This is a genomic window from Paenibacillus aurantiacus, from assembly GCF_042431225.1.
GTDB lineage: Bacteria > Bacillota > Bacilli > Paenibacillales > Paenibacillaceae > Paenibacillus_Z > Paenibacillus_Z aurantiacus.
In genome coordinates, this window is sequence record NZ_JBHMDO010000026.1 from 22,243 (window position 1) to 46,844 (window position 24,602).

Sequence of the window (24,602 nt, forward strand, 5' to 3'; positions counted from 1 at the left end):
TGCTGCTTATGTGCGGGCAGCCCCGCCACTGAAAGAACGCACCGCTCGGGAACGAGCCGGTGCGTTCTTAGTTTCGCTTGCGTCACGGATGATATTCGTGGATGAGCTCCATTTTCAAGTCCCACGCCTTGCGGCTTAAAGTTATCCGATATTCCTCCGGATTAAGCATGCGCCGAATCTCGGGCCGGAACAACGTCAGCTGGGATTCGTGGTACGCGCGAATGGCTTCCACGGCGGGCAGCTCGTAGACCAGCTCGCCGTTCACGTAGATATCGTGCAGCAGCCGCACGCTATCGTAGTCATGGAGCGTCTTGCTGCGGTACGGGGTCGCCGGATCGAACAGCAGCAGCGGCGCGCCCTCGCGTGCCTCCTCCTCGCTGCCGAGCGCGATGTAGTCGGCTTCCGCCCGGCCGCTCTGGCGATTCAGCAGGCGATATGTCTCTTTGACGCCGGGATTGGACACTTTCTCGGGATTGCCCGAGATTTTGATCACCGGTTGGTAATCGCCGTCCTTGTTCTCCTTGGCGACGAGCTTGTAGATGCCCCCAAGCGAAGGCTGATCCGCCGCGGTAATGAGCTGTGTCCCGACGCCCCAGACGTCGATCCGCGCGCCTTGCGCCTTCAGGTTCATGATCAGGTTCTCGTCCAGGTCATTCGACGCGATGATTTTCACGTATGGGAAGCCCGCGGAATCGAGCATCGCGCGCGCTTCCTTCGAGATAAGCGCCAGGTCGCCGCTGTCCAGCCGGATCGATTGCAGCTTCTTGCCCTTCGCCTCCAGCAGCTTGGCCGTCTTGATTGCGTTCGGCACGCCGCTCTTCAATGTATCGTACGTATCGACGAGCAGCGATACTTGATCCGGCAGCGCTTCGGCGAACTTCGCGAACGCTTCTTCCTCCGTATCGTGCGCCTGAATCCAGGCATGGGCGTGCGTCCCTTTGGTCGGGATGCCGAACAAGAGACCTGCGCGTAAGTTCGACGTCGCGTGGAAGCCCGCGATATAGGCCGCCCGTGCGCCCCATACCGCGGCATCCGCCTCCTGCGCCCGTCTCGTGCCGAATTCGAGCAGCATGTCGTGCGGGGCCACCTGCTTGATTCGCGAGGCTTTCGTCGCGATCAGCGTCTGGTAGTTCATGAAATTGAGGATCGCCGTCTCGATCAGCTGCGCTTCGAATATGCGGGCTTCCACCCGGATAATCGGCACATTCGGGAAGACGAGCGTCCCTTCCGGCACTGCGCGAATGCAGCCCGTGAACCGGAAATTCCGCAGCTCCTCTAGAAATCCCTCTTGGTACGCCTCTTCCTGCTGCCGCAAATAGTCGATCACTTCGTCATCGAACTTCAAATGCTGAATATAATGCACGATCCGCTCCAGCCCGGCGAACACCGCGTAGCCGTTGCCGAACGGCAGCTTGCGGAAGTACGCTTCGAACACCGCTTTCTTGTTCAGCGATCCCTGCACCCAATGGGCGTACATCATGTTGATCTGATATTTGTCCGTATGTAGACTCAAATTCGAGTAGTTCACTCTCGTCACTCCTGTCCGCGCCGCCGCAGCCGGCTGATCCTGTTCGTAGTTTGCCAAGATGGCGCGTTCCTAACCATCCGCGCGTGCTGCGCCGCCCTATTTGCTTCTATAAACTCCTTCGTGCAGGTTCAAGCGGAACACCTAGATGCAGCCAACTAACGGCAGTAATTAACATCGCTGTTCACATTCGCCGCGACTGCTCCTTCTCATTCATAGTCCCAATCGAGGTGTATCCGTTATTATCGAAGAAGTACGCGTCTTCCCCTCTATTATCCCACTCTTCCTGAAAATTGTCCCGCCTCTCGCCAGCAAGCACCAGCCCCATCTCTCGCAATCAGCAAGCCGGTCCATCTCCCCCACGCCAAAAAACCGTGCACCGCACAACTTGCATGCGCGGCGCACGGCCTTATCCATCCTGATCGCATTGCCTACATCACCTTCTTAACCGGACGTTTCGTATACCGGTTCGCGTACGCCGAGGCCGCATACGACTCGGGCTTGACCCGGGCGAGGAAGACGCCCGATGCCTCGACCCGCTCCACCATCTCCTGGACATAAAGAGACGTCTTGTTCACGACGGGCTCCGTGCCCGCGTCAATGTCGATGAACGACTCCAGCGAAGCGCCCTGGTAGACGTATGGCAGCAGCGGTGCTTCCATGATGTGGAGCAGATCGTCCGCGAAATAAGCGGCCAACTCCTGCGAGAGCGCCGTCTCGTAAGAGAGCTTCTCCCTCAGGCTAATCACCTCGCGAGGAAGGACGACGACGCGGTAGCATGCCCATGCCCCTTTGCCCGGACGGTGGAGCACGATGCCGGTGACGAATTTCGTGTAGCCGCGGAACACCTGGGAATCGGTGCCGATGACGAAATGATACGCGCACCTCAGGTCTTGCCCGATAAAACGGAGCATCCGGTTCATGACGTCTTCGAGCGTCATGCCGCTCTCGCTGACGTTCTGGAAGCGCAAATCTCCCCATCTTGAAGACTGTTTGCTCATGGAATCACTCCTTTAACGATCATTGGTTTGCGTTCATGGTCGAGACCAGGAATGCAGCATTGATCGATACACATTGGTTTGCGTTCATGGTCGTAAGACCAGGAATGCAGCATTGATCGATACACATTGGTTTGCGTTCATGGTCGTAAGACCAGGAATGCAGCATTGATCGATACACATTGGTTTGCGTTCATGGTCGAGACCAGGAATGCAGCATTGATCGATATCATTGGTTTGCGTTCATGGTCGAGACCAGGAATGCAGCATGGATCGATACACATTGGTTTGCGTTCATGGTCGAGACCAGGAATGCAGCATGGTTTAAGCAGCTAAAGCAGATTTATTCCGCGCGCGAGAGGTTCTATGCCTTTTTTCGCCTACACGCCCTTGATGACGGCCATCGGCTTGCACCGGGCCACGACGTCCGCCAGTTTCGCGCCGACGACGCTATCGATAATTTGGTCGACATCCTTGTACGCTTGCGGGCATTCGTCGAGAATCGTCTCGAGCGTCCGGTGGTTGACGAGAATCTCGTCCTCCGTGCCGACCCGCAGCGATTGCGCGAACGCGTCGACCGTGACGAGTTCTTTCGTCGCCCGGCGCGAACGGAGCCGTCCCGCCCCGTGGCAGATCGAGTAGAAGTTCTTCGCGCCTTCTTCGCGTCCGACCATGATGTACGACGCGGTCCCCATGGAGCCCGGGATAAGCGCGGGATGACCGGTCGTCTTATAAGCCATTGTATTCAGGAAATGGCCAGGCGGTAGTGCGCGGGTCGCGCCCTTGCGGTGGACGAGCATCGGTTCGTTCCGGTGAAACTCCTTCAGCGCGTAGTTATGCATCAAGTCGTAAAGCACCGGCAGCTCGATCGCCTCGCCGAATACGTCCTTGAACGCCTGGCGCACGCCGAACGCGATCATATGGCGGTTGCTCACGGCGAAGTTGAGCGCGGAGTACATCAAATTCAAGTAGTGCTGCCCTTCATGACTGACCACCGGCGCGTAGACGAGGTTCGGGTCGGGATTTGAGATTCCCCACAGTGCCATCGTCTCCTTGAGCGACTTCGTATGCTCGCGGCCGAGCATTGCCCCCCAGGCGCGCGAGCCGGAATGAATCATGACGACGACCTGGCCGTCGAACAGCCCCCAGCTCTCCGCGGTCTCGCGCCGCGCCTCGTCGATCTCGATCGCCTGCAGCTCGATGAAGTGGTTGCCGCTGCCAAGCGTGCCGAGCTGACCGTGGGCATTCCTGCGAATCCGGGCGGGCAACTCGCTCAAGAACGCATGATCGAACTTGAACGTCGCCTCCTCGACGTGCGTCAGCCAGCGCGCGTCCGGCACGTATTTCTCGGGCAGTCCACGAAGGCCGAGACGGACGACCTCCATGATGTCGATGTCCGCATAGTTCGAATTTACGCGTTCGTTCGTCGGCACGTACCGCTCGATCGCCTCGATCAGCTTGCGGCGGACCGCCGGGTCTTGAATGTCCTTCTTGTGCAGCGGCGTCAGATGGACCCGCATGCCGCAGCCGATGTCGACGCCGACGATCGACGGCGAGACGAACCCGTCCTTCATCCGCCAGACGGCCGTCGTGCCGATACAGGTGCCAACGCCGACGTGGGCGTCCGGGGTGTAACTCATGTACATGCTGCGCGGGATGCGCAGGTTATTGTCCGCCATCTCGTACACCTTCGGCTCGAAGGCGCCGAACACGTCCGCGTTCGCGAAGACGTGCAGACGGCCGTGGGGCAGCTCGATCTCGTGATGATTCGCCCCGTGATGATTCATGTTTCCGTTCAACTTGCTTACCTCCTTGGTTTAAATAAAAAAGCTGCCGGTCCGCTCGTTCCCCTTGTCCCCCGCCTTTAGGCAGGTAGAGAGGAACGCCGCGATCCCGGCAGCTCGAATGGCCATTGCTTACGTCGACGCGCAGGCTGGCAGCGTCTGGCATGCAGACGAGCAAGCGCGCGCGGCGCCCTTTGCGGGTACGAGCGGATGGCCGGCCGAGCTGCCGGCAGACGCGGATCCTTCTCTATGCGGTTGAATTCCTGCTGCAGCTGATGTTGAATCGCAATCATCGTTCTCATAGCCGTAATGCCTCCTTTTCTCGTCAAAATGGGTATAAAAAAAGACTGCGGGGCGCCGCCTCTCGTCACATGGACGAAAGAACAGCCGCCAGCCTGCAGCCTCCTAGCCAGATGCGTATGGGAATGCAAGGACATGCCTGCTCATCGGCAGGCGCACCTTGTCCGTACGGTTCCGGGGAAGCCGCTTATTCGATCGAACGCGAAAGGATGCACGGCATCCGAAATGCTCTCTTGCGCTGCCGCTATCGTGCGTTCGTACTGCTGCATGTTCGCCAGGTTCTTCATCGTCCGTGCCTCCTTTCGTCGCGTCTCATTCTAAATTAGTGGCTATCTTATCATGGCCCCTTCGAGGGCGTCAACCACTTTATGGGACCATTTTCAAAAAATACAAAAACCTCTGCCGCCCCTACGATCCACACGGCCGGCCGTTAATATAATACATCTCCTCGCGGTATACCTTGAACGCCAGCTCCAGCTCCGCGACTCCCGCCGCCCGCAAATGGCGCGTCACCGCTTCGGCAAAACGATCCCGAGCGTCGTCGCCCCGCTCGAACCAAGCCGCTTCCGCGAACGGATAGCTCGCCGTGCCCTCACCTCCGTAGATCGGTACCGTCTCCATCAAATCCACCGTGAAATTATCAAGGCCGCATTCGCAAATGTCGGCCAGCTCGGCGACGAGCGGACCGATCACGGATGCCAGCGCGCCCTGCGCGACCCCTCTGAACGTTAACTGAGGCATATCTCTTCTCCTCTCCAAATGGAACTTGCCCCCATCTTACCTTGACGATTTGCGGCTGTCCAGGGCGCCACCATCCCCCAAAAATTGCAAACGAATGACAATTTTCATGAAAAAGGGGCAAAATATGCGTAAAATTCAACTATTCTTTTGTCAATCGGTAGATTTCTTTCTATAATAGAGGTACAACATGAAAGTTTAGGAGACGATGGTTGTGACGAAATGGGGAAGAAACGAGCTCTGTCATTGCGGCAGCGGGCTCAAGTACAAGCGATGTCATCTAGGGAAGGACGAGCAAGCGGCCGGATCGGGAACGCCAAGCACGGCGCCTGCCTTCGACCCGACGACGATCGACATTCACGAGATGATCGAAGGTTTGACGTGGAGCAGCGAAGCGTATCGCGAACTTTCGAACGAGCTCGTGGCTAATATGCAAGGCCGCTATGAACCGGATACGGTTTATTTTGCCGTTATTCTGTGGAACCGCTTTTCCTCCGAGACGCAGCCGGTCTACCGTAAGACCGGCGTCTACTGCGCCGCGATCGAGTTTTTCTTCAACGGCGGCACGATGGCCGAGCTGGCCGCGAAGTACGAAGTGTCCTCGTCCACGCTGTCGAAGCGTTACCAGGAAGTATTCGATTTTGCGCTGTCGCTCTCCTTTGGCGCCGGCCCCGCATAGCGTCAGCCGTTCCCTCCCCTGTTCATGAAGCCGCCCGTTCGCTCTGCCCGAACAGGCGGCTTTTCGCGTTCCTCTCCAGATTCCTCCATTTTTTTCTATAGGCTCCGTTTGCCCGCCCTGCTACAATGGTAAGAACAGATAATCACCTTTTTAGCACGACAGCCAGAGGAAGAAAGGGGCTGCAACCAATGAGCTCTTCATTGGAATTCGACTACCGGTCAATCGTTCATTATTCGCCGATCCCCACGGCCGTGCTGGCCGCAGAGCAAGGCGAAATCGTATATGCCAATCCGGCCTTCTGCCGCCTGGTCGGCTACGAGGAAGAAGCGGCGCTGCGCGGTCTGACCTGGACGGAGCTGACCGTGCCAGGCGACGCGGAGGTGCCCGATCATCGCGCCCTTGCGCGGAAGATGCTGGATTCGCAAGACGGCCGCATCGAGCGGGAGCTGCGAATCGCGCAGAAGAACGGGGATCTCGTCCCCGCCCGCGCCCATCTCTATCGCATCCTGGACGGGAATCCCGCTCCAGCCGTCATCATGCTGCAGTTCATCGACCTGACCGATGTCCGGTCGGAGGAACGCAGGCTGCGCAAGGATCTGGAGCTGCTCTCGCTCATTACGGAATATACGCAGGATGTCATCTCGTTCAGCGAACCCGATGGCACGATCCTATACTGTACGCCCTCGATCCTGCCGGTGCTCGGCTACGAGCCGAAGGACGTCGTCGGCCGCAACCGGATGGAATTCTACCATCCTGACGATGCCCAGGAGATGCGCAGCGACCGTTCCAAGCTGTATTCGGATCGGGATACGTTCGTGCGCCGGGCCAAGCACAATGACGGGCATTATATATGGCTCGAGATCGTCTCGCGGATTATCCGCAACGCGGAGACGGGCGAGCCCTCCAAGGTGCTGACGATTACCCGCGATATCACCAAACGCAAACAATACGAGGACACGTTGAGCCGTGCCCAGGAGATCGCGCATATCGGGTGCTGGGACTGGGATTTGATAAGCGGCCAATTGACTTATTCCGAGCAGCTGCGTCAGATTTTCGATTATCAGCTGCCAGCCACCGCGTACTCGCTGGATTCCCTGCTTCAATGCATCCACCCGGATCATCTGCCCCGCGTCCTCTCGGCCTTGACGCGGATACAGACCGGGCAGAAGGGCAACGATCTTACGTATCAGATCCTCTTGCCCAATGGCGAACTCCGCGTGATTCATGCCCAGTGGGAGCCGGAGCTTGATGTGAACGGCAATCCCGTCCGAATCATCGGCATGATTCAAGATATTACGCAGCGCGAGCGATACATCACGCAGATCGAGCAGCTCAGCCACGAGTACGCGCTCATTCTCAATACGGTATCGGAGGGCATCTGCGGCTTGGATATGGATGGACGGTGCACGTTCATCAACCCGGCCGGCGCGCGCAAGCTCGGATATTCGATTGCCGAGCTCGAGGGAACATTATGCCTGAATCATATTCAACAGACGGCACCGGATGGCAGCCACTACGCGGCCGGCCAGACGCCGATCCATGCCGCCATCTTGCTCGGCGAAGCTCCGCTGTGGAAGGAAGGCATTTTCTGGCGCAAGGATGGCTCCAGCTTCCTGGCCGAATACCGGGTGACGCCGCTCTTCGATAACGGCAAGCAGATCGGCGCGGTCGTGAACTATCACGACAAAACGAGCCAGAAGGAAATTTTGCGCGCCAAAGAGATGGCTGAGCAGGCCGATCGGGCCAAATCGGAGTTTCTGGCCATCATCAGCCACGAGCTCCGGACGCCGATGAACGGCATCGTGGGCATTATGGACCTGCTCACCGATACCGAGCTGGACGAGGAGCAGCACGCCTATATGGACATTATTCGCAAGAGCAGCGATTCGCTGCTGTACATCCTGAACGAGGTGCTGGATTACAGCAAGCTGGAAGCGGGCAAAATGTCCATCATGCACGAGCCGATCGATATCGCGCATCTCGTGGAAGGGGTGCTGACCTTATTTACCCCTTCCGCGCAGGAGAAGCGTCTTGCGCTCAAATCGGCGCTGCACGAATCGATCCCGCCCATCTTCATGGGAGACGGGGCTAGACTGCGTCAGATTCTGATCAATCTGGTCGGCAACGCGATCAAATTCACGGACAGCGGCGAAGTCTCGGTGACGGTCGAGCCGCTCGGCAATCCCGACCCGCACGCGCTCACGCTCGCATTCTATGTCAAAGACACCGGCATCGGGATTCCGGCCCATCTGCAGGGCCTCTTGTTCCAGTCGTTCTCCCAGCTCCACCCGTCGCTCAACCGCAAATATGGCGGCACCGGCCTCGGTTTGTCGATCTGCCGCAAGCTGGTCGAGCTAATGGGCGGCATCATCGGGGTCGACAGCGGGGAAGGCGCTGGCTCCACCTTCTATTTCACGCTGCCGTTCGGCACGCTTTCCGCGCCAGAGGTTCCCGCCGAAGCCGCCGAGACCGGCCGCGCACCCGCGCCGGCGTTCGGAATGGCGCTGTCCCCTACAGAAGGCCCACAGCAATAAATATAGACATAAGAGAAGAACAGGCAGCGGCCATGGCCGCTGCCTGTTCTCTTATGCATTCGGACCGAGCAACGCGCACGTCGTGCAGCTCGGCAGCGCCGTCCACACTACCACCAGATGGTCACTTGGCCGTTCGCTTATCGAGGCGGCGGAGGCATACGCTGCCGAGCATCATAATGTATGTCATGCTGTAACCGATGAGCGTTACTTTAGAAGCAGAAGCCGATCGTCGGTATTCCCCGGCTCGCCGCGGCCGTCGGTATTGTTCGTGATGACGTAGACCCGACCGTCCTTCACCGCCGCGTCCCGCAGCCGGCCCTCGGTACGGACGAGCGTCTCCCTGCTGGTGGCATCCAAATCGAAACGGACCAGCGATTGTCCCCGCAAGCCGGTCACAAGCAGACCGCCGCTGGCATCGACCGCCATACCCGATGGCGCCAGCGTGTCTTCGCCGGTATGATAGAGCGGCGCGATCATTCCTTCCTTCGTCGCCCCCCCGATGATGGCTGGCCAGCCATAGTTGCCGCCTGCCGTAATGCGATTCAACTCATCATGGCCGCCGGGGGAGCCGGAAGGACCGTGCTCCGAGCTGTACAGCACGCCCGCCGAGTCCCAAGCAATTCCCTGCGGGTTGCGGTGGCCGTAGGAATAGACCGGCGATCCAGGGAACGGATTATCCGCCGGGACGGTACCGTCGCGCTTTATCCGCAATATTTTGCCGGCCAGAGCTGCACGGTCCTGAGCGGACGCTTCATCCTGCGCATCACCGGTCGTGGCATAGAGATAACCGTCTGGCCCAATAGCCAGCCGCCCGCCGTTATGATTGGCCGCCCCCGGGATGCCGCCGAGCAGCTCCCGCTGTTCGGACCAGCCCTTGCCGTCCGCGCGCTCGCGCAGCAGCACGATCCGGTTCAACCGCTCGCCGCCTTCCTCGTACGTATGGTAGGCGAACGCCTGTCTCGACGTCTCGAAATCCGGCGCAAGAGCGAATCCGAGGAATCCGCCTTCGCCCTCTTCCTTCACCGGCTTGCTCAGCGTTACCTGCTGCCTCCTCTGCTTGCCGTCGCCGACTTTAACGACCGTGCCGCCCCGTTCGCTAATATAGATCGCATTCGGCGCAAGCGCGATGGCCCACGGCGTATTCAGCTTCTCCGCCAGTACCTCGTAGGCCGCGGTATCCGATCCATCCTCGACGCGAATCGCCGCCTCCTGCGCCGGAGCTCCCGTCGTTCCGGCGTCCTCGCCGCCGCGCCCGCTCCCGTCGCACGCTGCCAATGCGCCTGCCAGCACGGCCACCAGCGCCGCCGTCCCATACTTGCCACTTGTCATCTTCATCCCTCCCGACCATTCTCGTTATCTATCAGTATAGCAGCTTCTATAGGTTTTTAACCCTGAACGGCGATCTCGCAAGCTAGCAGCCAACAAGGCTATGATTCCTACAGCCGCGCGTGTACGTTAAGGTCGTCCCTCATGGGGGCCTTCTTCGTCTGCTTCGCGAGCGGGCCGTCTCGTCCACGATCAGCTCGCAAGCCGTTCCGCCTACTTCGTTCCGCTCTGTACGGAGCTTGGCTGCACTTGGCCGACTTCTCCAAGCCAGCGGCGATTACCGTTCTCATCGACGTGCTTGCGGGACCAGCCAGCGTGAACGCCTGACTCGAAAGCATGCTTCGCGTTCATCGGCGTGAGCACTGTGGTGCGCCGCCAGCGGAGCTTGGCCTCATCGCGGTTTGCGGCGGCGCCGCGAAGCGATATCGCTTGGGCAAGAAATCTATGAATCGGATAATGTTTCCCCCTTCTGCGGCATAGATTGTCATATAGGCATCCGTCGCCCCCGCGCGGGCGGCAGCCGCCATATTATACGCATGAGCGAAGATGCGGATAGCCGCCGCTCATCCAGGGAGAAGCCGCTATGAAAAATCAGGAATCATGGGTAAATTTCGCGTTTCTGCTCCTTATTCCGCTGCTTATTCTGGCGGGGTATAAGGCGAGCCTTGACCCCGGCCGCGCCGCCTCGCCGCCCGGCGCGAGCGTCTCTCCCCGGTTATCCGCATTCATCGGCGCAGGACCCGGCGCCGCGCTGGCTGCGCCCGCCGCGGTTACCGCTAGCGGTGCTGCTCCCGCCGCGCAGACGGTCCTCCCGCCTCCAAGCGAGCCTATCGACACGTCTGCGGGAGTCGCCGAAGCCCGCTTAGAGCCTATTGCGTTGTACATACAAACCGGCACCTACGCGCAGGCGGGCGATTCCCCGCAGCGGGATGCCGTCGCGACGCTCGAGCAGCTCAGCGACAACCGGTATCGCCTGCATGCCGCCGTTCGCCAATTCGGCCGCGATGCCAGCGTGCTCGATGCGGAATTTACGGTGGAGGGTCAGACCGCCGTCTTCATCGACGAGGCGTTCCGCGAGCTCTCCCTCACGTTCAACGACGATTCGCTATCGATTGAATATCCGGCGAACGCCTTCGGCGAACCGGAGGCGGATTTAAGAGGCATCTATTATTTGCGCAGCGCCCCCAGCGACGAGTCGCCGTTCCTCCGGGCGCTCTACGACAGCATCCAGTTGTCGGGCACGCTCCGTCAAGGCGAGGCGGTCATCCATACTTATCTCCTTGACTCGAATGAACGCTTGCTGCTGCTTGATTGGCGCCACGGGGAGGACGATGCGGAGACGGGCATTCCGGCGCTCGTCCGTTATCACCCCGCCACGGGACAATTCACGCCGATTCCATGGGACAACGTGCTGGAGACGCTGCGCCTCTGGGACGCGAACGAAGCGATGATCTATGAAATCACCCATAGGGCTTATGCGGATCGCTACCGCGAGGTGCTGGCTATCCGCTCGGGCCTCGGCAAGCCGCAGGATGCGCCGCTGTCCGAGCAGGAATCGTTCTACATCGCCACCGGCGAGCGCGGCGTCACCCGAACGGACCGGGCGCGCACGGAACCCGAAGCGGCAGGCTCCCGGTATATCCAGGAGGTCGATTCCTCGGACGAAGCGACCGTGCTCGTACATCTGTATGAAATCGCGGGAGATGGCCAAGAATCCCATACCGCCACCGTAGATTGGCTGGAAATTGACCGTCATACAGGAAGGGTGAGCGGCATGTTCGACGCATAACCGCGCAGCGAACGCTGCCGACAACCAAGAAGGCTGCCATCTCCGGCAGCCTTCCGCTGTATCTCCCTAAGTCGTAACCTAGGCGCTAGGAACCTCTCGCGCCGGCACCTATTGGACGGCCTCGGCATCCCGCAAGCGCTGCTCGCGCTCCGCCAATGTCCAACTATACACATACTGCTCCCCTTGCGCGCCGATCCGTCTGCGTCCCGTATCGGTGAAGCCGACCCGCTCGTACAGCTTCTGCGCAGGAATATTGCGATGGTTCACCGCCAGCACGATCTCGTCGCATCCTGGGAAGCGCGCCTGCACGAACGATGGGATCAGCGCCATGCCCTGCTTGGCATACCCGTTGCCCTGCATCGCGTTATCGATCGAGAAGGCCGTCAGCAGCATCGCCTGGGGATTGTCGGTGTAATCTTTCACCCGCTCGCTATCGTGGAGCAGGAAGAAGCCGGCCGGCTCTCCGCCTGCCGCGATCACAACCGGGTGCCGTCCCGGCATCGGTTCCAGGAGCTCGGCCGGCAGCGCGGTGAACCTGGCCTGCTCGGGAGGCAGCCGGAATGCCCGCAGCCGCTCTTCGTGCCCTTCCGTTAATACCTGTAATTCGACCGTCATCGTCCACATCTCCTCGTGGTGTTGTTCTGGTCCATCTTCTATGACGCGGGGAAAGTTATCCGGCTCCCCGTACCGCGTTAATCGCTTCTTTGGCACGAGCCGCTTCCTCGCCGATTGCCAGGCTAATCTCCGCCTCGGATAGCGAAGGCCACTGCTCGCCCAAGTTCCGGTATGCATAAATAATACCTCTGGAAGACGAGATAATCGCCCCTTCCCCGCGCGCGTCGAAGAACGGCCTGAGCGCCTCCGCCGTTCCGCCTTGAGCGCCATACCCCGGCACGAGGAAGATCGCGCTCGGCAGCGCCGCGCGAATCGCGGCGGCCTCCTCCGGATACGTGCCGCCTACGACGGCGCCCACGCAAGAATAACCGTGTGCCCCTACGGAACGCGCCCCCAGACGTCCCAGTTCGGCGGCCAGCTTCATGTACAGCTTGTCCCCGTCGCCCAGCTTCAAATCCTGCAGCTCGCCTGACGACGGATTGGACGTCTTAAGCAGCACGAAGACGCCTTTCCCCGCCGCTTCGGCCGCTTCGATGAACGGCATATAGCCGTCGCTGCCCAAGAACGGGTTCACCGTCACCATGTCGCCTGCGATCGGACCTTCGCCCAGGAACGCGCGGGCATAAGCGGCCGAGGTCGGTCCGATATCGCCGCGCTTCGCGTCATTCAGCACGAGCAGTCCTTTGCTCCGCGCGTAGCGGATCGTCTGCTCCAGCGCGGCAATGCCGTCCGCGCCGTAAATCTCATAGTAAGCCAGCTGCGGCTTGACGGCAACGACATGCTCCGCTACCGCATCGATGACGATCCGGTTGAACGCGTAGATCGCCTCCGCCGCGCCTTCGCCGGTCTCTGGATCAACACCCTGACGAACTACGTCCGGTATGTAACGCAGGTCCGGGTCCAACCCAACGACCAGCGCCGTCCGTTTCCTTCTGCCCTCTACGATCAGCCGATCCCCAATATGATTCATGCTCCACCTCGGTTATTTATTGTACGCAGCTGCTTGTCCCAACCAGCCTAAAGCTCCGCCCGGGAAAGTTAGGCGATTCGCTGCCGTCTTGCCCGCCGCCAGCTTGCGATGCCATAGCGGATCCCGTAGTATGCGGCGCATACGAGCAGTGCCTTCAGCCCTTCCAGCCACGGGTTTATCGGTCCGCCGAACACAACCCGCGACGGCGGCGGGTTCTCCTGCTGCGAGGTGTAGGCATCCCGAATATCGGACGACTCGTACGCCTCGGGCATATCCGGCGCGAACCATACCGTCATGACCATGCCGAGCGCAATGCCGCCCAGCACATACAGCAGCGCCCCGACGACTAACGATTCCATCAACAGTTTCACATTCATGCGCCCTCTCGCCTCCGGCCCGGAATCTAGCAATCTCCTTCTTTCGTGGTAAATGTTACCTTAGTTAATGGCGCGAAACAATAACAACCGCCCTTTAACCGGCAAAAAGGTTCACGCCGTTAACGGAACCGTTAACAACGTGAACCTCTATGAAGTCTCCGCCATGCTAAAGCACACGTCCGACGCGCGCCTCGAAACCCGTCGCCCGTGCTCACCTCATGTCCGCCTTCATGCCCTCGCCAGGTTCCGCTCCGCCAAATACCCGGCCGCGTCGCTCGTGGCGATACCCGTCTGACGCGCGAACCGGTACACCGTCCGCAGCACGCGGTCGATCGCCTCCACGCTGCGCCTCAAATCCGCCTCCGAGCCGCCTTGGATTTCCCGTGCCGTAATGAGCAATCCGCCCGCGTTAATGACGAAGTCCGGCGCATAGAGAATTTCCCGCTCTTGGAGCAGTTCGCCGTGCCACTCCTCGCCCAGCTGGTTGCTGGCCGCTCCCGCTACGATCCGGCAGGCCAGCCGTGGAATCGAAGATTCGTTCAGAATACCGCCGAGCGCGCACGGCGCGAATATATCGCACGGCTCGAAGGCGATCCGATCCGGCTCCGATTCGGCCGCGCCGAAGGCGGCGACGGCGAGCTTCACGAGCTGCGCGTCGGGATCGGCGACGATCAGCTTCGCGCCCGCTTCGTACAAGTAACGGCAAAGCAGGAGACCGACTTTGCCCAGTCCCTGAACCGCGACCGTCCTCCCTCTGAGCACATGCGTGCCGAAGACGGCGTTCGCGCTCGCTTTGATCCCGACGTAGACGCCGTAGGCGGTCATCTCTTCGGCGAAATCGCGCGTCGCCATGACCGAGCCCGGCGTATCGGTGACGTAGATCGTTTCCTTGGCGATCTCGTTCATATCCGCGACGGACGTACCCTGATCGACGCCGGCAATATATCTGCCGTTCATATACCCAATATAACGTCCCAGCGTCCGGAACAGCTCCGCGCTCTTGTCCTTGGCCGGATCGCCGATGATGACCGCCTTGCCGCCGCCGTAATCGAGCCCGAAAACGGCCGCCTTATAGGTCATCCCCCGGGCCAGACGCATGGCATCCAGCACGGCTTCCTGCTCGGTCGCGTACGGCCGCATCCGGCAGCCGCCCAAGGCTGGTCCCAGCCTCGTGCTGTGGACGGCAATCACGGCGCGCAGCCCGCTCGCGCGATCCTGGCAGAATACGACCTGCTCCAGCGACAGGCGTTCCATCTCTTCCAATACCAGCATGGTGTACCTCTCCCTTCGCTCATCTAAGCCGGCAATGTAATACCGCATACGAGGAGATCGGGCCAATCGTCAACAAGCTGCATCGACCAAACCATTTTGGAATACCAGTATATGTGCGTTCGCCTTCATTATGTGTAAGCTCTGCCGGTTCAGCGCGCTAACGGAACAGAATCGCTTCGGCCATGCGCCCCGCTTTTGCGGTTCCACTATTTAACGGGTTCACTTATAATAAGAAAATATGAAGAGACGCAAGGGAGGGCTCCATCTTTGAAAATCGCCGTTTTCTCCGACATGCATGCCATTTCGTCCCGCGAGCCGCTTCACGAGGTGCGCACCAGCCGAAGCTTCTTCGCGGACGCGTGGCCGACTTTCGTGAAACTCCGCGCGCTGATCCGGGCCGAAGCGCCCGACCTGGTCATCTGCCTCGGCGACATGGTGGATTGGTACAGCGAAGCCAACCGCGATTTTGCGATCGAGCTGCTGAACGAACTGCCCTGCCCCTGGATGTCGGTCCCCGGCAATCACGATTACCAGCTATTCCACCGCACGGATAGCGGTGTCCGCAAAATCTCCGCGATGGAAGGATGCGAAACGGCCCGCAAAGGCTGGCTTGCGCGCGGCATCGAGCTGCACAACCGGTACGTGGATACCGGCGACTGCGGCCTGCTGCTGCTGGACAGCGCCTTGAGCGGCGTGCCCGACGGCACCAAGGACTGGATCGCGGCGAATATCGGGAAGCGCGAGCGCAATCTCGTCTTTACGCACGTGCCGCTCGACCTGCCGCAGATCCGCTCCCATATTCTGACCGTGGACGCGGCGCGCGACCTGAACAAATACGTGCAGAGCCGCACGCCTTGGCTGTTCGACGTCTCGCTTGCGGGCCGCGTGAGCGACATGTTCACCGGTCATCTGCATATTCCCGGCATGCTGGAGATCGCCGGCACCCGCATGCATATGCTTGGAACGGCCGTTACGTCGCCGCGGCGCCCGTCGCTCCAGGCATCGGCGCGCATCGTGACGCTCGGCCGCGACGTCAACGTGCGGACGATCTCGATCGAGCCGTAGGAGGGCGAGCGCCATGTGGGGCAAAATCTCGTTGTACGGCTCCGTCCTGCTGCTCGTTTGCTTCGTGCTCACCTTCGCCATTGCGGAGTTCCCGCGCATGTCGCTGCGCGAGAGCTTCGAATGGATCACTGGCAATCTGGTGCCTTGGGCGATTCTTATCGTGCTGATCGGCATTTGGAGGAGGCTTGGCCGCAAATGAAGAAGCTCCTGCCGCTGGCAGGAGCTTCGTTCGTTCGTTCGGCCACGGGAACATCTGAATGTTCCATACGCCGTCTTACCGGTTATCTACTTTCTCCGGGTACAAATCGTGATTCATCAGGCGATATTCCGCCATCTGCTCGTACTTCGTGCCGGGTCGTCCCCAGTTCGTGTACGGATCGATGGAGATGCCGCCGCGCGGGGTGAATTTGCCCCACACTTCAATATAACGCGGCTCCATGAGCGCGATCAGATCGTTCATGATAATGTTCATGCAGTCCTCGTGGAAATCGCCGTGGTTGCGGAAGCTGAACAGATACAGCTTGAGCGATTTGCTCTCGACCATTTTGATGTCCGGGATGTACGAAATATAGATCGTCGCGAAATCCGGTTGGCCCGTAATCGGGCAAAGACTCGTGAATTCGGGGCAGTTGAATTTGACGAAATAATCGCGGTTCGGGTGCTTGTTGTCGAACGACTCCAGGATGGACGGATCGTATTCGAACGTGTACTTCGTGCCTTGATTGCCCAGTTGGGTGATGCCGCCTGCCTGCAGTTCTTCTTTGCTTCTTCCGCTCATGTTGTTAGGCTCCTTAGTTTTTTATAGAGGGAGGATCTCGAACCTCTCGAATTTTGAACGCCCTGTAGTATACCACGAAACGAAGCCGTTTGGGAATCGGGAGCGTTATCCAGCACGAAGAACGCAGCATCCCTTAGCCCGGACGGCGATACGATATGGAGGTTTGCATCCATGCAAACGGTAATTGAAATGCACAACGTCAGTTGGCGCACTGGCGCGAGCGAATTGCTGCGCGGCGTCAATTGGACGGTTCGCCAAGGCGAACACTGGGCCCTGCTCGGCTTGAACGGCTCGGGCAAAACGACGCTGCTCAATATCGTGAACGGCTACATCTGGCCGACGACGGGGTCGGTCTCCGTACTCGGACGCCGCTTCGGCGAAGTCGACCTGCGCGAGCTGCGCCGCTCGATCGGCTGGGTCAGCTCGTCGCTGCAGGAGAAGCTGTACGCGAGCGACCGAACCCAGCATGTCGTCATCAGCGGCAAATACGCCACGATCGGCTTATACGAGAAGCTGCTGGATGAGGATCTGAACCGGGCGGAATCGCACATGCGCACGCTCGGCTGCCTCCATCTGTGGGACCGCGAATACCGCTCCTGTTCCCAAGGCGAGAAGCAGAAGCTGCTCATCGCGCGAGCGCTGATGGCCGATCCTCGCATTCTCATCCTGGACGAGCCGACCAACGGGCTGGATCTCTTCTCCCGCGAGCGGCTGCTGGACAGTATCGAGGAGCTGACCCGCCAGCCGGATACGCCGACGCTTATCTACGTGACGCACCATACGGAGGAGATTCTGCCCGTCTTCGGCCGCACGCTGCTCCTTCGGCGCGGCGAGGTCGCCGGCGCCGGCGACACCGCCGAGCTGCTGCGCGCGGACAGCCTGACCCGCTTCTTCGAAGCGCCGGTCGTCGCGGAGGCGCATAACGGCCGCGTCTACGTACGAGCTTCCCGTTAACGTCGCCCTTCGGTGCTGGACAGCATTCATGAGAAAGGGGTGCCCCATCATCTTAGATGATTGCGGGACACCCCATTCGCTTAATTGAAATAATTGACCAGCCCGTCGGCGATTGCCTTAGCCGCCTTGCGTTTGTAGTCCTTCGTCCGCACGATACGCTCGTCCTTCTCGTTGGAGAGGAAGCCGAGCTCCACCAGCGCCGACACTTGGTCGTTCTCGCGCAGCACGTGGTAGTCCCCGAAGGAGACGCCGTTGCTGCGCAGACCGCCCGCGCCCTCGGCCAGCTCGCTCTCGATCGCGCGAGCCAGCGCCTCATCCTTGCTCTTGTTGTAGAATGTGAGCGTGCCGGACGTGTTCTTCTTGGACGAGTTGTAGTGGATGCTGACGAACGCGTCCGCGCCGTTATTCTCGCTGATCTTCACGCGCTCGGGCAGCGACGGCTTAACATCCTCCGAACGGGTCAGCACGACCCGCGCGCCGAGATCCCGCAGATAGTCGGCCAGGATGAACGCCGTCTCCAGGTTCAGATCTTTCTCCTGCGTCTCCGAATCCTTGCCGATCATGCCCGGGTCATCGCCGCCGTGGCCCGGATCGAGCACGATGACCTTGCCGTTCAGCCTTCCGGATGACGATCTGGAGCCCGAACTTGCGCTGCTCCCGCTGCCTGCCCCTATGTATTGCGACGCGACCCAGCCCTGCTGGCCGTCCGGCGTCTTCACCTTCACCCAGTCGCCATCCCGCTCCAGCACCGTAACGGCCTCGCCTCTGTACAACCCGCCGACGACCGCATAACCGGTCCCCGGCCCTTTGCGCATCCGCAGCGAGTCGGCCTGTACCGTCAGCGCGCTTGATTTGGCGCCGCTGCCGCCGGAAGAGACGTTCGTCTTGCCGCCGCTGCTCGTTTTCACCAAATAATAACCGGCCACCCAGCCGCTCGTCTTGTTAAGCGCGACCTGCAGCCAGCCATGCGCCTCGTCCGACACCTCGACGATGTCGCCTTTGCGGAGAGAACCGACAACCGCTCCCTTCTCGCTCGGATCGTTACGCACGTTCAAGGAATCCGTGGATACTTGATAGTATTGCTTCGCCTCGCTCTTGGCCTGTGCGCTGAATGCCGCGCCGAGTAATAGAACCACTACGATCAGGATCGAAACTATTGATTTCATTCAGGACCTCGCTATTAGGAATAGAATTGGATGCTACGATTATAGCAAAATCCTCCGCGCCGTTCGAGCGAATTTGGCACTATTTTCCCGGGACGCGCCGCTACTGCTCCAAGAGCCTGGGCTGGCTCCACACCCGGCTGACCCGGCCGCCGGTTAATTCGACGCCGTTCAGCTGATAACCGAACGCGCAGCCGCCGTCGATGCCGATCTTCCCCGATCCGAACCAAACATCGGGCGAGCCGTGCAGCTCCACCGTCTTCGTATGGCCGAACACGACCGTCTTCGCCCCCTTCGGGGCTGCCTCATGGAACGGCTCGCGGATGTAGAGGAAGTCCCTCGCGGGCTGCAGCTTCCAATTCGCGTACGACGGATTGAGACCGGCGTGCACGTAGATGAAGTGCTCGTCCTCGTAATACATCGGCAGATCCTTCAGGAAGCGGATATCCTCGGCATACCGTTCCCTGATGTAGCGGCAGCACGTCTCCTCCTCGCATTCGCTCGGGGCGACGATCCGGCCATAGTAGCTGCTGAGCGTCTCCGCGCCGCCTTTCTCCCAGAATTTCGTCTTCTCCTCTAAGGCGGCCAGGCCGGTAACGACGTTGACGAAGCGGTGATCGTGATTTCCCTGCAGCGCCAGCGCCCCCTCCTGCCGCACCAACTGGCACACATACGCGACGGTTTCCTTGCTGCGCGGTCCCCGGTCGACGTAATCGCCAAGCAGCACGAGCTGGTCCCGTTCGGGCCGAAACGACATCTGCTCCAGCAATAACCGCAATTCCTCGTCGCAACCATGAATATCGCTGACGACGAGCGTGCGCTCCTTGTTCATAGATAACGCTCCTTCCGATTGGCTAGGACTAACTATAAAGTTCGGCGCGTACGATGACGATGTACCCTTTCAACGAAATTTGATAGATATCAATGCCGTATCGAAAAAACAACGAAGGCAGCCATTGCAGCAATCGTCTACTTTTTCCATGTGCAAGCCGAAGGTTTAGTGCTACAATTTGCCCTATATAGGAAATAGATTATAGCTATCTGGTATATCGGCAGCATCCATGCGCTGCCAAGCAGGTATAGATGCGCTTGCCTCCGCAGGTCAACGGGCCATGGATGCAAGCGTTTTGCCGCGACTCGACGTTGATGAGGTGTTGCATGAGCGATCAGATGACGCAATTAGGCCAACTGCTTGAAGCAGCGGGCGGCGGTCATGTTCTCTACGTATACGAAGATATCGAAGCGTATACTAGCCAGGCCGTCTCTTTCATTACTATCGGAATCGAACAAGGGCACCAGATTTTCTTCATTGACAGCCAAGATCGCTATGAGCGCATTTACCGCAGGCTGCGGGAATGCTTGGCCGAAGATCGGCTAGGCGACGTTCGCTACGTGAACAGCCATGAATTTTACCAAGTGCACGAACCCTTCTCCTTCGAGTCGGTGCTCGAGCAGTACAAAGATCTCCTCGTGCCGCTCAGCGCGCAAGGCATCTCCTTCCGGTTGTGGGCGCATGCCGAATGGACGGAGCAAGACGGCGTTCCCTGCGAGCTGGAGCAGGTCGAGCAGCTGGCCGACTACAGCGTCACGACGCAAGGGTTCTTCACGGTGTGCTGCTACGACGGTGCGAAATTAACGGCCTCGATGCAGAATAAGCTGCTGCGGCATCACGAGTATTGGCTAACCGACCGGGAGCTTGTCCGAAGCAACCTGTACGCCAAGGACGGACCGATCTTCGCCGCTGCGGCGCAGCTTCGTGATCGACGCGCGCAGGACGAACAAGACTTGGCTATGCGCAGGAAGACGGAGGAGCAGCTCCGCGCCACGCAATCGCAGCTCGAATCCTTCATTACCCGCAATCTCGATCCGATTATCATTTTGAATCTAGACGAGAAGGTCATTCGGGTCAACCAAGCGTTCGAACGGTTATTCGGCTGGACCAACGAGGAGATGATGGGGCTCAAGGCGGCCGTCATGCCAATCATTCCGCTGGACCGCCGGTACGAGGTGCCTCGCAACAAACACATCAATATGACCGGTCGCAATGTAGAAGGCTACGAGACGATCCGATACCGGAAAGACGGCACGCCGGTCAACGTCATGATCTCCTCGTTCCCGCTGCTCGACGAGGACGACCAGCTGAACGGCCGGGGTGTCATCGTGCGCGACATCACCGAGCGCATGCAGGCGCAGGAGCTCTTGATCCGGACGGAGAAGCTCTCGATCGCCGGCGAGCTGGCGGCGGGGATCGCGCACGAAATCCGCAACCCCGTGACGGCCGTGAAAGGCTTCCTTCATTTGCTTCAGACCGGCGGTGCGAGCAAGCAGCTGTACTTCGACATTATGGCGTCCGAGATCCAGCGCATCGAGACGATCCTCAGCGAGCTGCTCATGCTGGCGAAGCCGCAGGCTGTCCACTATCAATCGCGCAATATCGCGGCGCTCATCCGGGACGTCATCACCCTGCTCGATGCCCAGGCGAATCTGAACAACGTGCGCATCCTGACCGACTTCGAGGACGAGGACATCCGTCTCGAATGCGAGGAGAACCAGATCAAGCAGGTGTGCATCAACTTTATCAAGAATGCGATCGAAGCGATGCCCGAAGGCGGCGAGCTGCTCATCCAGCTGGCGCGAAGTCAGGAGCTGCTGTTCATCCGCTTCATCGACCAGGGCGGCGGCATCCCGGAACAGGTGCTCGCCCGTCTGGGCCAGCCTTTCTACACGACCAAGGAGAAAGGCACCGGCCTTGGCTTCATGGTCAGCCGCAAGATCATCGAGGATCATAACGGCACCGTACGCGTCTTCAGCGAGGAGCGCCGCGGCACGACGATCGAGGTCAGCCTGCCGCTGGAGTCCGCGAAAGACGAATAGACGGCACGCCAAAAAGCTGCTTATCCGCTTCAAGCGGATAAGCAGCTTTTTTTGGCGTTCGACGTCGGCCGCTTACAAGATTTCGATATACCCTTCCGTTCCGTGCACGCGAATTCGCTGCCCGTCTTTGATCCGTTTGGTAGCCTGCTCCACGCCGACTACAGCCGGCAAGCCATATTCGCGCGCAATAACCGCGCCATGGGTCATCAGCCCGCCGACTTCGGTCACTAGCCCCTTGATGGAGACGAACAACGGCGTCCAGCTCGGATCCGTAAAGGCGGTGACCAATATATCTCCCTCTTCCAGAGCGGCATCTTCCATGTTCAGGATGACGCGCGCGCGCCCCTCGATTACGCCGGACGAAACAGCTAGACCTGCAATGGCGTCAGCCGGGAGATTGTCTCGCTTATACTGACCTGTAATGATTTCGCCTTCAGACGTGATCACGCGCGGCGGAGATAATCGTTCGAATAATCGATACGCGTCCTGCCGATCGCGGATGAGCTGGTAATCGAGCTTATCCGTGCGAACGACTTCGCGAAGCTCTTCGAACGTAAGCTCGTAGATATCTTCTTTCTTTCGAATCACGCCCGCTTGCGCGAGTCGCTCGGCTTCCTTCAACAGAGCCTGTTTGTAAACGAAGTAGCGGCTCACCATGCCGTATTTGGGATATTCCCGATAGCCGCTAAAATTCCGGATGAGATCGATCCTTCGCTTGGTTTCGTTGGCTTTCTGTTCGCCATCCGGCAGTGACCTCAATCGCTCTAACAGCTCTTGTTCTTTGTTCAACGCTTCCTGTCGCCCTTGCTCGAATTTCCGGCGGCTGGCATAAGGCTCGAAGTTTTTGACGTTGCTCAGAATGAGCGGGATAAGCGCGGCCGGCTTTTCGCTCCAGCGCGTTTTCGTCAGATCGATTTCACCGGGGCATCGCATCCCGTATTTATCCAGATAAGCATTGATCGCGTCTTGGGCTTCCCGTCCACCCTCGAACCGAACCAGTTCATCCAAGAAGCGGTCCGTTTGGGCATGCCGCAAATAGTCAACGACTTCCGGGTACGGGCGAATCGCGTCCGCGACGTCCAGCAGCGCCAGTCCCATCTCCGACGTAATATTGTGAGGGACGGATTGCGCAATCGTATCGGCCGCGTTCTTCTCGCCTAACCATTCGTACATCCGTGCGTTGATCCAGGTTGAAGCGGACATAGCGGCCATAATCACGGCCGAGCTTTGCGGGTCGAATAGAATCTTCTTTAATTGCTGGAAATCCTCAAGAATAAAATCGAACAAGGCGGAGCCCGACTTCGTTCGGATCGCTTGCTGCAGCGCTTCGATTGACGCTTGACTGCGCTTGATCAGCTCCGAAACGATAGCCGGATCGTGTTCGATGGGCGCTTGAGCGTCCGTGAAAGCCTTCTCTACGGCGCTTGGGCCAGAACTCGCCGCTTGGTTATCATCCGGATGCAAGGGAATAAAATCCCGCTCCATAATGGTCGTAAGGGCGTCCTTGGTGAGCGGATCGTATTGGCCCAGCGTATTCACTAACAGCTCTCTGCCCGCGGACGAAGCCAATCTGGCCGTAATATCAACGAACAACCTTCCGCCGGCCGTGCGCATAGGCGCGGGAGTCGTCATCAGGTAGAACGACAATCCCAGCGGCTTCATGGGATCGGTCATCATTTGCTGATGGCCGACGGAGACGTAGACGCGATTCGCGTCATCACCGGCTTCGGGGATCGGGTACAACGTCGTGATCGGCCGGCTTTGGACGATATGGAACATGTCCTCGGCGAGACACCATTCGATATCTTGCGGGCAGCCGAAATAAGCCTCGATCCGTCTTCCTAGGCGGGCTAACCGTATAATTTGTTGATCGGTCAAAGTTTGCGACTTTTGCCGATCCAGCGCAATCTGCCGAGTCTCCGTCCCGCCTTCTTCTCGCCCATAGATCGCCCATGTTTTGTCGGCAATCCGCTTATCGATAATCTCCTCGTCCTTCACCTGATAACTATCGGGAGAGGCCAATCCGGAGACGAAGGCTTCGCCTAGTCCAAAACCGGCATCGATGGACAACACCATGCGGTTGGCGGTAATCGGATCGGCGGTGAATAAAATACCGGACGCTTGCGGGAAAATCATCCTCTGCACGACCACGGCGATCTGAATTTGACGGTGATCAAATCCGTGCTGCATCCGATAGATGACCGCGCGATCCGAGAACAGAGAAGCCCAACATTGGCTAATATGATGCAGAATGGCTTCTTTGCCGATGATGTTCAAATAAGTGTCTTGCTGGCCGGCAAAGGAGGCATGCGGCAAATCTTCGGCCGTCGCGCTTGATCGCACGGCATAAGCATGCCCTTCGCCAAACCGGGCGAGATAGCCAGTGACGGCTTCCTCGACATCGAAAGGCATGCCGACTTCCATAATGATTTGGCGAATCTGCCTGCTGATTTCGCCGACTTGGTCTCGATCTTCTGCGGTAAGTAGGGTAAGGCGTTCCAGCAAAGCACGATACGTTTCGTTTTGTTCCAGGGCTTGTTGATAACCAGCTGTCGTCACGCAAAATCCTTCGGGTACGTTCACGCCTTGAATGTTGGACAGTTCGCCCAAATTCATTCCTTTACCCCCAACAAGCATGAGCTGCGATTTTTCGATTTCCCGCAAGCCGAGAACCAATGAACGCACTCCACATCTCTCCTCACCACGGAATGTAGAAAAAACATTTGACAGAAGCTGTGCCGGCATGGTAAATTTAAATTGTAAGATGAGCTAACTACGCCAATTTTCACGATTTCAGTCGTGATTCGATTATATCATTGCGTTTGTTTTTATGCAATCCAAAGAACCTGGATCAATCGATC

The 24,602-nt window shown here is 59.0% G+C and carries 23 protein-coding genes and 1 riboswitch; of the genes, 8 read left to right on the plus strand and 15 right to left on the minus strand.

Translation table 11 applies throughout. From position 1 onward, the window contains the following. Positions 1 to 82: 82 nt before the first annotated feature. The 6 genes from ACFFSY_RS16515 to ACFFSY_RS16540 all read right to left on the minus strand — a co-directional run bounded on the left by ACFFSY_RS16515 (position 83) and on the right by ACFFSY_RS16540 (position 5,348). The gene (locus ACFFSY_RS16515; protein WP_377496020.1) at positions 83 to 1,528 is read right to left on the minus strand and encodes a nicotinate phosphoribosyltransferase; all 1,446 of its coding nucleotides are present in this window, start codon (positions 1,526 to 1,528) and stop codon (positions 83 to 85) included. Between the two features lie 428 nt (positions 1,529 to 1,956). Next, positions 1,957 to 2,526 (minus strand): ribonuclease H-like YkuK family protein, encoded by a 570-nt coding sequence (locus tag ACFFSY_RS16520; protein WP_377495946.1) that lies wholly within the window; start codon positions 2,524 to 2,526, stop codon positions 1,957 to 1,959. Positions 2,527 to 2,903: 377 nt separating this feature from the next. Next, a complete protein-coding gene (locus ACFFSY_RS16525) occupies positions 2,904 to 4,310 on the minus strand; it encodes an RtcB family protein (RefSeq protein WP_377496022.1) in 1,407 nt (468 codons plus the stop codon). Between the two features lie 77 nt (positions 4,311 to 4,387). Further along, positions 4,388 to 4,609, minus strand: coding sequence for a hypothetical protein (locus ACFFSY_RS16530; RefSeq protein ID WP_377495948.1), 222 nt, complete (start codon positions 4,607 to 4,609; stop codon positions 4,388 to 4,390). A gap of 141 nt (positions 4,610 to 4,750) precedes the next feature. Then, complete coding sequence (locus ACFFSY_RS16535) at positions 4,751 to 4,894, minus strand: hypothetical protein (RefSeq protein ID WP_377495950.1); 144 nt, start codon at positions 4,892 to 4,894, stop codon at positions 4,751 to 4,753. A 121-nt stretch (positions 4,895 to 5,015) separates the two neighbouring features. After that, complete coding sequence (locus ACFFSY_RS16540) at positions 5,016 to 5,348, minus strand: DUF1904 family protein (protein ID WP_377495952.1); 333 nt, start codon at positions 5,346 to 5,348, stop codon at positions 5,016 to 5,018. A gap of 211 nt (positions 5,349 to 5,559) precedes the next feature. Here ACFFSY_RS16540 and ACFFSY_RS16545 point away from each other — a divergent pair, with 211 nt between their 5' ends. Beyond that, the gene (locus ACFFSY_RS16545) at positions 5,560 to 6,024 is read left to right on the plus strand and encodes an SEC-C domain-containing protein (protein ID WP_377495954.1); all 465 of its coding nucleotides are present in this window, start codon (positions 5,560 to 5,562) and stop codon (positions 6,022 to 6,024) included. 188 nt (positions 6,025 to 6,212) lie between these two features. Further along, positions 6,213 to 8,558 (plus strand): PAS domain-containing protein, encoded by a 2,346-nt coding sequence (locus ACFFSY_RS16550; protein WP_377495956.1) that lies wholly within the window; start codon positions 6,213 to 6,215, stop codon positions 8,556 to 8,558. Between the two features lie 204 nt (positions 8,559 to 8,762). On the opposite strand, the gene ACFFSY_RS16555 is transcribed toward ACFFSY_RS16550, so the two are convergent. Next, on the minus strand, positions 8,763 to 9,887 hold the full coding sequence (locus ACFFSY_RS16555; RefSeq protein WP_377495958.1) for a PQQ-dependent sugar dehydrogenase: 1,125 nt from the start codon (positions 9,885 to 9,887) through the stop codon (positions 8,763 to 8,765). A 141-nt stretch (positions 9,888 to 10,028) separates the two neighbouring features. Between ACFFSY_RS16555 and ACFFSY_RS16560 the strand changes: the two genes are divergently transcribed. Both ACFFSY_RS16560 and ACFFSY_RS16565 read left to right on the plus strand, forming a co-directional pair. Beyond that, a complete protein-coding gene (locus ACFFSY_RS16560) occupies positions 10,029 to 10,211 on the plus strand; it encodes a hypothetical protein (RefSeq protein ID WP_377495960.1) in 183 nt (60 codons plus the stop codon). Between the two features lie 256 nt (positions 10,212 to 10,467). Continuing rightward, positions 10,468 to 11,673, plus strand: a complete 1,206-nt coding sequence (locus ACFFSY_RS16565) for a hypothetical protein (RefSeq protein WP_377495962.1) — start codon at positions 10,468 to 10,470, stop codon at positions 11,671 to 11,673. A 108-nt stretch (positions 11,674 to 11,781) separates the two neighbouring features. Here the strand turns inward: ACFFSY_RS16565 and ACFFSY_RS16570 are convergent, their stop codons facing one another. From ACFFSY_RS16570 to ACFFSY_RS16585, 4 genes are all read right to left on the minus strand, one after another. Further along, a complete protein-coding gene (locus tag ACFFSY_RS16570) occupies positions 11,782 to 12,288 on the minus strand; it encodes a GNAT family N-acetyltransferase (protein WP_377495964.1) in 507 nt (168 codons plus the stop codon). A 55-nt stretch (positions 12,289 to 12,343) separates the two neighbouring features. Beyond that, the gene (gene pyrF, locus ACFFSY_RS16575; RefSeq protein WP_377495966.1) at positions 12,344 to 13,258 is read right to left on the minus strand and encodes an orotidine-5'-phosphate decarboxylase; all 915 of its coding nucleotides are present in this window, start codon (positions 13,256 to 13,258) and stop codon (positions 12,344 to 12,346) included. A gap of 68 nt (positions 13,259 to 13,326) precedes the next feature. Then, positions 13,327 to 13,635, minus strand: a complete 309-nt coding sequence (locus ACFFSY_RS16580) for a hypothetical protein (RefSeq protein WP_377495968.1) — start codon at positions 13,633 to 13,635, stop codon at positions 13,327 to 13,329. Positions 13,636 to 13,863: 228 nt separating this feature from the next. Continuing rightward, entirely contained in the window at positions 13,864 to 14,907 is a 1,044-nt protein-coding gene (locus ACFFSY_RS16585) for a Leu/Phe/Val dehydrogenase (RefSeq protein ID WP_377495970.1), read from the minus strand. A 267-nt stretch (positions 14,908 to 15,174) separates the two neighbouring features. Between ACFFSY_RS16585 and ACFFSY_RS16590 the strand changes: the two genes are divergently transcribed. Then, positions 15,175 to 15,972 carry a metallophosphoesterase family protein gene (locus ACFFSY_RS16590; RefSeq protein WP_377495972.1) on the plus strand — a complete coding sequence of 266 codons (798 nt, stop codon included), beginning with the start codon at positions 15,175 to 15,177 and terminating at the stop codon, positions 15,970 to 15,972. Between the two features lie 13 nt (positions 15,973 to 15,985). Continuing rightward, positions 15,986 to 16,171 (plus strand): hypothetical protein, encoded by a 186-nt coding sequence (locus tag ACFFSY_RS16595; protein ID WP_377495974.1) that lies wholly within the window; start codon positions 15,986 to 15,988, stop codon positions 16,169 to 16,171. Between the two features lie 75 nt (positions 16,172 to 16,246). Here ACFFSY_RS16595 and queF read toward each other — a convergent pair whose 3' ends face one another. Further along, on the minus strand, positions 16,247 to 16,750 hold the full coding sequence (gene queF, locus ACFFSY_RS16600; protein WP_377495976.1) for a preQ(1) synthase: 504 nt from the start codon (positions 16,748 to 16,750) through the stop codon (positions 16,247 to 16,249). 7 nt (positions 16,751 to 16,757) lie between these two features. Continuing rightward, positions 16,758 to 16,802: riboswitch (PreQ1 riboswitch) on the minus strand. Between the two features lie 119 nt (positions 16,803 to 16,921). Between queF and ACFFSY_RS16605 the strand changes: the two genes are divergently transcribed. After that, entirely contained in the window at positions 16,922 to 17,704 is a 783-nt protein-coding gene (locus tag ACFFSY_RS16605; protein ID WP_377495978.1) for an ABC transporter ATP-binding protein, read from the plus strand. 80 nt (positions 17,705 to 17,784) lie between these two features. On the opposite strand, the gene ACFFSY_RS16610 is transcribed toward ACFFSY_RS16605, so the two are convergent. Beyond that, on the minus strand, positions 17,785 to 18,870 hold the full coding sequence (locus ACFFSY_RS16610) for an N-acetylmuramoyl-L-alanine amidase family protein (RefSeq protein ID WP_377495980.1): 1,086 nt from the start codon (positions 18,868 to 18,870) through the stop codon (positions 17,785 to 17,787). Positions 18,871 to 18,970: 100 nt separating this feature from the next. Beyond that, positions 18,971 to 19,699: a metallophosphoesterase family protein gene (locus ACFFSY_RS16615; RefSeq protein WP_377495982.1), complete on the minus strand. Its 729-nt coding sequence runs from the start codon at positions 19,697 to 19,699 to the stop codon at positions 18,971 to 18,973. Between the two features lie 326 nt (positions 19,700 to 20,025). Here ACFFSY_RS16615 and ACFFSY_RS16620 point away from each other — a divergent pair, with 326 nt between their 5' ends. Continuing rightward, positions 20,026 to 21,741 (plus strand): ATP-binding protein, encoded by a 1,716-nt coding sequence (locus ACFFSY_RS16620; protein ID WP_377495984.1) that lies wholly within the window; start codon positions 20,026 to 20,028, stop codon positions 21,739 to 21,741. 72 nt (positions 21,742 to 21,813) lie between these two features. Here the strand turns inward: ACFFSY_RS16620 and ppsA are convergent, their stop codons facing one another. Beyond that, positions 21,814 to 24,426 carry a phosphoenolpyruvate synthase gene (ppsA, locus tag ACFFSY_RS16625; protein ID WP_377495986.1) on the minus strand — a complete coding sequence of 871 codons (2,613 nt, stop codon included), beginning with the start codon at positions 24,424 to 24,426 and terminating at the stop codon, positions 21,814 to 21,816. Positions 24,427 to 24,602: the final 176 nt, after the last annotated feature.